At 68.4% G+C, this 11515-nt stretch carries 11 protein-coding genes; 2 read left to right on the top strand and 9 right to left on the bottom strand.

Annotated elements, in window-relative coordinates; all coding sequences use genetic code 11:
* The 7 genes from ACWEKS_RS47550 to ACWEKS_RS47520 all read right to left on the bottom strand — a co-directional run.
* Positions 1-1605 (bottom strand): SDR family oxidoreductase (locus tag ACWEKS_RS47550; RefSeq protein WP_452346294.1); only part of this gene is annotated, 1605 nt, incomplete at its 3' end.
* A 26-nt stretch (positions 1606-1631) separates the two neighbouring features.
* A complete protein-coding gene (locus ACWEKS_RS47545; RefSeq protein ID WP_452346293.1) occupies positions 1632-2741 on the bottom strand; it encodes a PDR/VanB family oxidoreductase in 1110 nt (369 codons plus the stop codon).
* Positions 2738-3643 (bottom strand): metal-dependent hydrolase, encoded by a 906-nt coding sequence (locus tag ACWEKS_RS47540; RefSeq protein ID WP_452346292.1) that lies wholly within the window; start codon positions 3641-3643, stop codon positions 2738-2740. The genes ACWEKS_RS47545 and ACWEKS_RS47540 overlap by 4 nt, the downstream gene beginning before the upstream one ends.
* 172 nt (positions 3644-3815) lie before the next feature.
* Positions 3816-5771, bottom strand: a complete 1956-nt coding sequence (locus ACWEKS_RS47535; protein ID WP_452346291.1) for an amino acid transporter — start codon at positions 5769-5771, stop codon at positions 3816-3818.
* A gap of 125 nt (positions 5772-5896) precedes the next feature.
* Positions 5897-6688 (bottom strand): N-acetylmuramoyl-L-alanine amidase, encoded by a 792-nt coding sequence (locus tag ACWEKS_RS47530; protein WP_452346290.1) that lies wholly within the window; start codon positions 6686-6688, stop codon positions 5897-5899.
* Positions 6689-6725: 37 nt separating this feature from the next.
* Positions 6726-7145: a MarR family winged helix-turn-helix transcriptional regulator gene (locus tag ACWEKS_RS47525; RefSeq protein ID WP_452346289.1), complete on the bottom strand. Its 420-nt coding sequence runs from the start codon at positions 7143-7145 to the stop codon at positions 6726-6728.
* Complete coding sequence (locus tag ACWEKS_RS47520) at positions 7135-8511, bottom strand: MFS transporter (RefSeq protein ID WP_452346288.1); 1377 nt, start codon at positions 8509-8511, stop codon at positions 7135-7137. The genes ACWEKS_RS47525 and ACWEKS_RS47520 overlap by 11 nt, the downstream gene beginning before the upstream one ends.
* 9 nt (positions 8512-8520) lie before the next feature.
* On the opposite strand from ACWEKS_RS47520, the gene ACWEKS_RS47515 reads away from it, so the two are divergent.
* The gene (locus ACWEKS_RS47515) at positions 8521-8835 is read left to right on the top strand and encodes a hypothetical protein (protein WP_452346287.1); all 315 of its coding nucleotides are present in this window, start codon (positions 8521-8523) and stop codon (positions 8833-8835) included.
* 23 nt (positions 8836-8858) lie between these two features.
* Here ACWEKS_RS47515 and ACWEKS_RS47510 read toward each other — a convergent pair whose 3' ends face one another.
* Positions 8859-9590, bottom strand: a complete 732-nt coding sequence (locus ACWEKS_RS47510; RefSeq protein ID WP_452346286.1) for a hypothetical protein — start codon at positions 9588-9590, stop codon at positions 8859-8861.
* 80 nt (positions 9591-9670) lie between these two features.
* Complete coding sequence (locus ACWEKS_RS47505; protein WP_452346285.1) at positions 9671-10660, bottom strand: zinc-binding dehydrogenase; 990 nt, start codon at positions 10658-10660, stop codon at positions 9671-9673.
* Positions 10661-10830: 170 nt separating this feature from the next.
* Between ACWEKS_RS47505 and ACWEKS_RS47500 the strand changes: the two genes are divergently transcribed.
* The gene (locus ACWEKS_RS47500) at positions 10831-11445 is read left to right on the top strand and encodes a hypothetical protein (protein WP_452346284.1); all 615 of its coding nucleotides are present in this window, start codon (positions 10831-10833) and stop codon (positions 11443-11445) included.
* Positions 11446-11515: the final 70 nt, after the last annotated feature.

Here is an 11515-nt window from a genome sequence, read left to right as displayed (position 1 = left end):
GAAGGTAAATCGCCGCTTGAATGCCGACCAGCGGGGCGACGGTGGGGTTTCGCATAGCTGGATAATACGTGCAACATCAACCTTCTCGGGGCAGATGGTGTGGACGCCGATGCCCTTGCCCGCCAGTTCGGCCCGCAGGCAGTCGGAGAACATGAAGACCGCCGACTTGGAGGTCGAGTAGGCGGCGAAACCGCGCTGGGGGGTGTAGGCGGCCATCGAGGAGAGGTTGACGATGCTGCCGCCGAGGCCGCGATCGGCCATGGCCTTGCCGAAGGCGCGGCACCCGTTGATGACGCCGTGCAGGTTGATATTGAGGACCCGGTCGAATTCGGTTGCGGGAGTGTCGAAGAAGTCGCCCGCCGCGCCGACACCGGCATTGTTGATCAGGATGTCGGGGACACCGTGCGTGGCGATGACCGCGGCCGCGTGCTCGGCGACCGCTTCGTCATTCGAGACGTCGAGCTGGTAGGCGTATGCGACACCACCTTCGGCGGCAATGAGATCCGCGGTCTCCTTGGCCGAGTCCAGGTTGATATCGGAGAGCACGACATCCGCGCCCTTGCGGGCGAAGGCGAGCGCCGTCTCACGCCCGATGCCGCTGCCGCCGCCGGTGATCACCAGCAGCTGGTGCTCGAAAGGCCGCTGCGCCCGGCCGACTTCGGCACGGCGCAGGGTGCGCGGGGTTTCCCCGGTGCGCAGCGAGTCGATGAGCTCGACGGTGGAGGTGGCCAGCAGTTCCGGGTGCGAGAACGGCAGCCAGTGCCCGCCGCCGACCTCGCGCCGGTACAGGTTGGGCGCCCAGTCCTTGGTGTCGTCGTAGCCGGCGGGCCGCACCGCGATATCGCGGCGCGCGATGATCAGCTGCACCGGCACCTCGGTGCGGCGTTCCCGTGGATCGCCCAGGCGCTGCAGGATATTGGCGCGGTAGATGCGCATGCCGTCGAAGAAGTCGCGCCGGAATTCCGGTCCGAGCTTGATGTTCTCCGGCGAGGTCTCGTTCATCAGCCCGACGAAGCGCGACCACATCTTCTCGGTGCCCAGCGGCTTGAGCACCACCCGCGGCACACCCGGGGTCATGAACAGCCCGGTGTACATCGACGACAGCAGCTGCGTGAACGGCCCCCACACCTTGCCGCGCGACAGGCTCGACCGCACCCACGCGCCCAGGTGGTCCAGGTTGGGCCCGGACACCGAGGTGAACGAGGCGACCCGCCCGGCGGCCTGCGGCTCGCAGACGGCTTCCCACATCTCCACCGAACCCCAGTCGTGGGCCAGGATGTGCACGGGCGCATCGGGACTCACCGCATCGGCGACGGCGAAGAAGTCGGCCGCGAAGTGCTCGAGCCGGTAGTCCTCGGTGCGGTCGGTGCGGGTGGAGCGACCATGCCCGCGGGTGTCGTAGGTGACCACGTGGAAGCGGTCGGCCAGCAGCGGCACCACCCGGTCCCACAGATGGTTGTCGTCGGGCCAGCCATGCACCAGCACAATGGTGTCTTTAGATGTTCCAGTCGCGGAGGGCTCACCGTATTCGTAGACGGCGATGTCGAATTCACCGCTGCGCACCAGGCGTTCGGCGGCGGGGATGACGGTGGGTTGATCGGTCACGATCTTCTCCTCGTTGAGAGACGGCGCTAGATGTCCAGCACCAGACGGTCCCCGCCGCAACGGGATACACAGATGAGCATGTCGCCGACCGCGCGCTCGGCATCGGTGAGCACGGTGTCGCGATGGTCGACCTCGCCGGAGCGCACCCGCACCACACAGGTGCGGCAGAAGCCCTGCCGGCACGAATACGACGAGTCCGGACGAGCCTTCAGCACTTCCTCGAGCACCGACTTGTCGGCGGGCACGTCGAGGACCTCGCCGGTGCGGGCCAGCTCCACCTGGAAGGCGGTGCCGTTCACCACGGGTGGCGGCGAGAAACGCTCGGAATACAGTTCCACGCCGGGCATTTCGCGCACGGCGTCGGCGATGAGCTGGGTCATCACGACCGGCCCGCAGCAGTAGACGGAGGTGTCGGGACCGACGCCCGGCAGCAGCTCCGCGGCCGTGGGAATGCCGTGCTCGTCATCGGTGCGGACGGTCACCCGCGAGCGCAACGACTCCACCTCCGACAGGAACGGAATGGTGTCGCGGGACCGCCCCGCGTACATCATGCTCCACTCCACGCCCAGCCGCGCGGCCATCCGGATCATCGGCAGGATCGGCGTGATGCCGATGCCGCCCGCCACGAAATGCACTCGCGCGGCGGAGGATCCGTACCCGGGCAGCACGAACGGAAAGGCATTGCGCGGCCCCCGCACGGTGACCGGGGTACCGACCGCCAGCCTCTCGTGCACCTCGAGCGAACCGCCGTTGCCGTCCGGAATGCGCCGCACCGCAACGCGATACGCGTGCCGATCGGCCGGGTCGCCGCACAGCGAGTACTGCCGCACCTTCCCCGAGGGCAATTCCAGATCCAGGTGCGCGCCCGGCCGCCAGTCCGGCAGCTTGCGTCCGTCCGGCGCGGTCATCAGCAGGCTGATCACATCGGTGTCGTGCGCCTCCACCCGGCGCTGCACCACGACCAGCGGAATCCGCCAGTCGTCCACCCGCACGTCCGGCTCACGCCGGTTCACGAACGTGGTCCAGCGCAAACGGCTCTCGGCGATGAAATCCAGCACCCGCGTGGTGCGATCGGCACGACCCTTGCCGAACAGATCCTGCGGCGGCGCGACCGGGACGGGACGAACCGCGCTCACGAGGCCAGCGCCCGGGCGGCCGGGGACTGCGCCAGGTACGCCACGGCCTGCGCGGTCGAGCCGACGGTCTCCGGGGTGTAGCCGGGCTTGAAGGTGGACAGCGCACTGATCAGCAGCGACGGAATCCCCGGAATCGACCCCCGCCACATGCCCGCGAAGATCCGCCCGATCAACATCGGGTAGCGGTGGTTGGGCAGCGACGGATCGGCCTGCACCAGGAACTTGGTGCCGCGCAGGATGAGTGCGATGAAGATCGGGAACACCATCAGCATGAGCGCACCGCGGCGCACATAGCCGATCTCGAAGTACTCGGCCACATCGTGGGCGACCATGCGGTGCTCGACCTCTTCGGCCCCGTGCCAGCGGAACAGGTCCAGCATCTGCGGATCGGTGTCGAACTGTTCGAGGTCCGCGTTGATGATCCAGTCGCCGAGGAAGGCGAAGAAGTGCTCCAGCGCGGCGATGACGCCGAGACGCTCGACCAGTTGCTGCTGCCGCGCCGCCTCACTGGCAGCCGCCTTCGGGCCCAGCGTCTTGCGGAACAGGAATTCCGTCTGCCGCACATAGGGTTCGACATCGATCCCGTGTGCGGACAGCACCTGCTCGAGCGCCCCGTTGTGACTCTCGGCGTGCATGGACTCCTGCCCGATGAAGCCGATCATGGCCTCCCGCAGCTTCTCGTCCTTGACCAGTTCGAGGGCTTCGCCGAAGGTCACCAGGAACATGCGCTCGCCTTCGGGCAGCAGCATGCTCAGGGCGTTGAGGACGTGAGAGGCGATCGGTTCCTGCTTCATCCAGACCGGTTCGGTCCGGGACCAATCGAACTGCACATTCCGGGCGTGGAGGGCTACCTCTCCGGGTTCGGTCACCGGTCGGCGGCCCGGCTTCGGAAGTAGCTTCATCGGTACTCCTGGTCTCGTATCGCGTTTGCTGCGTGAGCGTAGCAATATTCTACGCATGCATGAAACCCTGAGTTACACCTAAATTTGCGAGCCCTGCCCGGTACGAAACGACAAGGGAGCTCTCACTGCGGAAATTCGTCCGATTCCGCGGTGAGAGCTCCCTCGTGCGGAGCTAGCTGTCGACGTGGACGTGGGGCCGCTGGGAGCGGCGCGGGATGGCGCGGCGGAGGATCTCGCGGGTTACGGGGGCAACCTCGCCCTCACCGAAGAACATGAAGCGCACCAGGTTGACCAGCGGATTGCCCTCGGTCCATTCGAAGTAGACGTGCGGGCACTCGCCGGTGCGGTCGCGGATCGCGATCAGGATGGACGCGATGCAGTTCGGCACGGCCGCGGCCTCGACGGTGAGGATGTGGTAATCGTCCACGTCCACCTCGGTCACGTGCAGCGTGGTGCTGAACTCCGACGGGTCCTTCACGATGACCTCGAGGAAGAGGATGGGCTCCGACTCCGGGATGTGGCTCTCGCGCCGCTGATCGGCCTCCTTCTCCGCGTACTCCTCGGGCGAGCGCCCATCGGTGATGTCGTGGGTGACGATGCGGATCTCGCCGCGCTCGGCCAGCTGGTCGATCATCCGGCAGGCCTTCTCGTCGAAGATCACCTCGACGGCCCGCAGCTCGAAGGCCCGGCGGATGCGCGAGGCGAACGACACCACCATGATCGCGACCACGAACAGGATGGCCAGATGCAGACCGGCCGGCTTCTCGATGATGTTGTCGATCGTGGTGTACACGAAGATCAGCGACACCACGCCGAAGCCCAGCACCCGCGAGTACTGCTGCTTGCGCCAGGCAGAAATGGTCACCGCCACGGCCGCGGAGGTGATCAGCACCAACACACCGGTCGCGTACGCCGCGCCCTGCGCGTCGACGCTCGCGTCGAAGTACCAGGTGATGCCGAAGGACACCAGCGCGAAGACCAGGACCAGCGGCCGGATCTGACGCGCCCATTCGGGAGCCATACCGAAGCGCGGCAGGTAGCGCGGCACCAGGTTGAGCAGGCCCGCCATGGCCGACGCACCCGCGAACCACAGGATGGCGATGGTGCTGACGTCGTAGACCGTGCCGAACGCATTGCCGAGGTACTCGTGCGCCAGGTAGGCCAGCGCACGGCCGTTGGCCTGCCCGCCCTCCTCGAACTCCTTCTCTGGAATGAGGATGGTGGTAATGAAGCTGGTGACGATGAGGAACCCGCTCATGATGAGCGCGGCGGTGGTCAGCAGCTTGCGGGTGCCATTGATCCGGGTGCGCGGGTATTCCTTGGAGTCGGCCGGATCGCCCTTGATCTGCGGCATGACCGCGACGCCGGTCTCGAAGCCGGACAGACCCAGCGCCAGCTTCGGGAACACCAGCAGCGCCACGCCGATCATGGCGAAGATATTGCCGTGCTTGGCCGTGAGCAGATGCGACCAGTCGGTCACCAGGTGCGGCGCCTGCAGCACCTTGACGATGCCGACCGCGGCGACCACCAGATTCAGCGCCAGATACGCGCCGACGAGACCGACCGCGATCCCGATGGCCTCACTGAAGCCCCTGAGGAACACCGCCGCCAGCAGTGCCAGCAGGACCAGGGTGATGGTCATGTTCTGGTCCTGCAGGAACCCGGGCACGTACGGGTTCTCGACGATGTGGGCCGCACCGTCGGCGGCCGACAGCGTCATGGTGATGGTGAAGTCGGTGGCCGCGAAGCCCAGCAGCACCAGGATGAAGATCTTGCCCCACCAGTTCGGCAGGAAGTTGGCGAACATGGCGATCGAACCGCCGCCGTTGTGGCTCTCCTTGGCCACCCGGCGATACACCGGGAGCGCGCCGAGCAGCGTGAGCGCGACCAGCACGATGGTCGCCAGCGGGGACAGCACGCCGGCGGCCAGGGCCGCGATGCCGGGCTGGTAACCGAGCGTCGAGAAGTAGTCGACACCCGTCAGGCACATGACCTTCCACCAGGAATGCTGATGCTCCTTGGGCGCCTTCTTCGCCATCGGCCCCTGAATCTGCGAGTGATGCTCACCCGCGTCCTCTAGTAGCCAGTTCGCAAAGCGCGAGCGCGGCTGTGCCTCGGTGGTGGTCAAGGAGTCCTCCCCGGAACTCTGTGGGTCCGGTTTCCCGAAATCGGTCGGTAAATGACGTGACGAATGTACTCACGGCAAATCGGGCGCAGACAGCGCCCGCGCCATGAGCCGTTCCGTCCGGTGTGCTAGCCCAGATAGGCCGCGATGGCGGTGGCGATGGCCTGCGCGAATCGCGCGCGGCCATCCGGTGATTCGATGACCGCGGCGTCGCCGGGATCTCGCATGTTCCCGCACTCGACCAGGGCGGTCGGGCGCTCGGAGAAATTCAGCCCGGCCAGATCGGCCCGCGGGTTCAGCCCGTCCGAGCCGACATAGGTGGAGCTGGTGAAGCCCGCGCCGACCATGGTGTCGCGCAGGGTGGTGGCCAGCTGCACCGACGGCCCGGACTGGGCGTCGTTCAGCGCGGGCGAGGAGTAGGCGACGTGGAAGCCGTGGGCGCCCGCGGGCGCGCCGTCGGCGTGGATGGAGACCACGGCCGCCGCGGCGACCCGATTGCCGAGGGTGCCGCGGTCGTTCACGCACGGGCCGACGCCGGTGTCGCTGTCGCGGCTCATGATCACCTGGTAGCCGCGGGCGCTGAGCAGGTCGCGGACGCGCTGGGCCACATCCCAATTGAATTCGTGCTCGGTGTAACCGTCGTCACCGCTGGTGCCGGTGGTGTTGCAGGGCTTCATGCCGCCGCGGCCGTCGGGCACCTGGGCATTGATCTCGTCGGTGTGGGCCGCGCCGCCGCCGTTGTGGCCCGGATCGAGGACCACGGTCTGGCCGGCGATCGGAAACAGCGGGCGGACAGGAGCTTCCGGTGCCGGGCGCGCGAGCGACCCCGAAACCGGTGCGGCGGCGAGGCTCTGGCCGGTGCCCGCGATCAGCAGGGCGCCGCAGAGAGCCGCGAGGGACTTCCAGGTTCGGTGTCGCACGGGACAAACGATAACGGTTGAATCACGAACGGGTAAGTCAGTGTTCGAGTTTGCGCAGGAGTCCGTGCAGTGTGCGCAGGTCGGCGGGGGTCAGGGCGGCCAATTCGGCGGGCGCCGGGTCCGGCGTGGCGAGGGCCTCGGCCACCACCTGCTGGCCCGCGCGGGTGAGCGAGATGAGCTTGCAGCGCCGATTGGTCGGGTCGATCTCGCGGATCACCAGGCCGCGCTCCTCGAGATCATTGACCACGACCGTGGTGGCGGGGGCATCCATGGTGGCCGCCCGCGCCAGCTCCTTGGCGGTGAGCGGGCCGGGCAGCAGCCGGCGCAGGATGCGAATCCGGCTGAACGGCATGCCGGTTCGCTCCACCACCGCGCGCTTCCAGGTGTCGCGGGTGTCCATCACCAGGTGGGTGAGCTGCCGCCAGACCTCGTCGGTCGTGGGCGTGTCATCCGGCATGAGCGGGGACCTTCTGTTCGAGCAGGGGGGCGACGCGATCTCGCGAACGGTACGCCCAGTCGGTATTGGCGGCCACGCCCAGCGCGGTGACCGCGGCGGCGAAACCGGCGATGGTCCACCACAATCCCGCGCCCGTGAGCGCACCACACAGTGCCACACCGAGACTCACGCCCACCTGGCGGCTGGTGGAGGCGACCGCGGCCGCCGCACCCGCGCGATCGAGCGGCATGCCGCTCACCGCGGTGGTGGTGATGGGCGCGTTCACCATGCCGAAGCCGATGCCGAACAGCGCGAAGGTGATGACCAGCTGCCAGATCGGGGTGTCCGGGTGCAGCAGGGTGAGGCCGATCGCGGCCACCGCCATCAGGATGCCGGAGACCAGCAGCGAGGGGCGGGTGCCGTAGCGGCCCACCAGCCGCCCCGACAGCGGCGAGAAGAACAGCATGCCCAGCGCCATCGGCAGGTACAGCAGACCGGTGTGCACGGCCGAGAAGTGCCGGGTCCCTTGCAGATACAGCGACATGTCGAACAGGAACGCGCCCAGCGCGGCGAACGAGCAGACCGCGATGACGGTGGCCGAGGAGAACGGGAAGCTGCGGAAGAAGCGCAGATCGATGAACGGCGACGGGTGGCGCGCCTCGTGCCAGACGAATCCGGCCAGCGCCAGGGCGGACACCACGAAGACCGCGGGCTCGCGCTCGATCAGGCCGTACACGAGGGTGAACAGGACCACGATCGCCAGCGCCTGCCCGATCGGATCCATGCCGCGCGGCCTGACCGACTTCGATTCCGGCACAAAGACGGTGGTGAGCGCCAGCGCGACCGCCACGATCGGCAGATTGATCCAGAACACCGACTGCCAGCCCAGGCTGTCGATGAGCACGCCGCCGACCATGGGCCCCAGCGCGGTCGAGATGCCGACCACCGCGCCCCACACGCCGACCGCCCGGGCCCGCTCGATCCGGCCGGTGAAAGTGGTCGTAATGATCGACATGGCAACGGGATTCAGCATGGAACCGCCGACGGCCTGCACGAACCGCGCGCCGATCAGGACCCCGATGGTGGGCGCGAGGCTGCACAGCAGCGAGCCGAGCGCGAAGGTGAGCAGCCCGATGCGGAACACCCGCTTGCGCCCGAACCGGTCGGCGGCCGCGCCGGAGAGCATGAGCAGGCTGGCGAGGGTGAGCGTGTAGACGTCGACGATCCACTGCAGCCGCGACAGCGGCGCGCCCAGGTCGTCGCGGATGGCGGGGATGGCGACATTCACGATGGTCGCGTCCATGGACGAGATCAGCAAGCTCAAACAGCAGGTGATCAGGATGATCGTCTTCCGGCGCGAGCTCAGCTCGTCGACAGTTGTAAGCACACAACGATTGTGAAGACACAACTGTCCCGAGCGCAAGGGGTCCTCCGATGGCACAGATCACACGAAGCGCCGGCGCCGCAATGGCTCGCGACCACCCCCATCAAGGACAACTGCAGCGGTCGTTTCGGCGCACTCGGGATATTGCCCATCCCGGCCGACACGAAGCGCGAAGCGCTGGGGGTGGCGGCGACGCAGAATATCGTCGGCGGTGAACATCTGACGGCCTACGTCAGTTCCTATGGCGCGACCATGGATTGGGTGGATCAACGATTGCGCGGTGTGCCGGCGGACGAAGCATGTGCCGCGACACCCGGCGGACGGTGACACCGCCGGCACAACGCCGAGTGTCAGTGTTTGGGAGTCACCGGGTCCGTCACCGCCGACCACGCGCCGAGCACATCCTCGGTCTGCTGCTCGGCGGTGCCGTAGGTGTGGGCGGCGACGGTGAATCCGGGGCCGAAGGACACCGATGCCACTTCCGGAGCGCCGACATCGGACCAGCCCCACTTGGTTCCGTACACCTGCGGCAGTCGCGCGGTGCCCCAGTCCTGGCGGGTGCCGTCGGCCGCCCGTTCGCTGGGCTGTTCCATCCAGGCCAGGATCAGGCTGTCGGGTTCGTCGCGGAGTTTCGCGGCCAGGAAGTCGGCCACGTCGGCGACGCTGGTGGTCGACAGTTCCCACCCGCCGCGGCCGTGGGTGGCGCGCAGGCCGTACTCCTGGGCGACCGCGTCGATGGCGTACGGATATTTCGCCGCGATCCGGTCGGCGGCCGCGTCGTCGGACTTGCAGACCATGCGCTCGCCCAGCTCACGATCCTCGGCCGAGCCGTCGCCGTGCCGCAGGGCGAAATCCGCCAAGAACAGCTTGGCGATGGACAGGGCAGCGCGCTCCTGGGTCTCGTTGTCGGTGCCCCAGCCCGCGCCCGGCACCAGCGTGCGCACCGAGAGCGCGGTGCGCGGCGGGATGTGAACGGGCTGCAGGATGTCCGGGTCGAAGCCCGGTTGCGCGCACGCGGCGCCCGCCACGGCCATCCAGACCCCCGCCACCACGGCCGCGACCGCACCGGCTCTCGTACCCATCACCACCTCCGCGTCGTGTTCCGCCCGATGCCACCTTGCTCTCCGAGGCCGGGCGGAGGTTCACGACACGCCGATGACTCTCAGACCGTGAGGATGGTCCGGCCGACGGCGGCGCGGGAGCCGATGGCGGTGTGCGCGGCGGCGGCCTGATCCAGGGGGAAGGTCTGGCCGATGACGACATCGAGGCGACCGGCGGCGACCTCTGCCTGGGCGCGGTCGTGGAGGGTGAGCCAGTCGGTCTCGGGGGTCGCGATCTCGAACAGGGAGACGATGGTAATGCCCTGGGCGGCAGCGGATTCCGCGTCGACCGCGGCGAAGCCACCGGCCGAGTTGCCGTAGGCGATGAGCAGCCCGCCGGGAGCGGTGGCGGCCAGGGCCGCGCGGCCGATGTCGCCGCCCGCGCCGTCGAGCACCACCTGCACGCCACCGGTCCGTTCCCGGACCTGCTCGGCCCAGCCGGGTTTCGAGTAGTCGACCACCTCGTGCGCGCCGAGCCGTTGCGCCAGAGCGAGTTTCGCCTCCCCGCGGGCGGCGGCGACGACCTGCGCGCCGGCCGCGCGGGCCAGCTGGATGAGCAGGGTGCCCAGACCGCCCGCGGCGGCGGTGATCAGCACCCACTGACCCGGTTGGATCGCGGCCCGGTCGGCGACCGCGAGCACGGTCCGTCCGTCGTGCACGAGGGCGGCGGCCTGCTCGAAGCTCAGCTCGTCAGGGATGACGGCCAGGGTGCCGGCCTTGGCCAGTGCCAGTTCGGCATAACCACCGACGGGCAGGCCGCCACCGATACCGCTGGCCGCCGTCGGGGTGGCGACCCGCTTGCCGACCCACCCGGGGTCCACGTCGGGCCCGACCGATTCGACCGTGCCCGTGACCGCGCCGCCCGGTACGAACGGGGGCTCGACGGGGAAGAAGTCGCGTGCCCACCCGCTGCGCAATGTCGTGTCGAGGAACATGACGTCGGCGGCCGCGACCCGCACCACCACTTCACCCGGACCGGCGACCGGATCCGCGACCTGCCGCACGGTCAGCACCTCGGGTCCACCGAACTCCTCGGCCTGCACTACACGCATCTCGTTGCCTCCCTTTCGCTTTCGACGGGGTGTCGATGACTCCAGCATCAAACCTCTACTTATATTGAGGTCAAGTGCGCGGGCCGCGATTCCGCTCTGGGCGAACAGTGGGTGATGCATGGGCATACCGAAACCGGGGCTGCGTCATGTCCCGGAGCCGGGGTGAGCGCGTGCGAGAATCGAGCGGTGGCGGGATCATCACCGAGGCCGAGGCGCAGCGCGCCGGATCGGGCAACGCCATCCCGCAGCGCACCACATGGCAACTGCGTGAGGCCGTTCCGGTGAACACCGTCGTGCCCCTGCTGGCCGCGCTGCTGTCGCTCGCCGCGGCGGGGGCCCGGCTGCGGCGCCGGCGGGCTCGCGACTCGCGGCCGTTCACCATCGCCATGGTGTTGCTGGCGCTGTGGGCGCTGCTGCGCACCCCGGCCATCAATGGCTCGGCCAGCGAATTGGCGCTGCCGAGTGGGCATTTCGAGGGCTTTCCGGGTTTGGTCGCCGATCTGGCGCTGGTCGGCGCGGGCGCGCTGATCGGGGTGACGGTGGCCGGCGTGTGGGGCAAGGCGCTGTTGAAGCGGGCGTTCTATCTGGGGCTCGTGACGATGGAGGCGGGGCTGCTGCTCACCTATGACCCGCTGCGTCCGTCGTATATGACCATCGAGACCCATCAGTGGATCCTGGCGCTGTCGGGCCTCGCGGTGAACGGCGCGGTGGTGATCGCGGCCGCACCGAGTTATCGCATCGTTCCGGCGCGGTTCCGGCTGCCAGTTGAGGCTTCCCCCGGATAGTGGACACCGATTTGGCAGGACCGAAGGTCCTGCTGGAAGGATGTCTCCATGCCTCCTCGCAAGCGCCGGT

The organism is Nocardia sp. NPDC004711, from assembly GCF_053601595.1.
The sequence above is the reverse complement of the archived record's forward strand: the minus strand, read 5'-3'. Positions and strand labels throughout refer to the sequence as shown.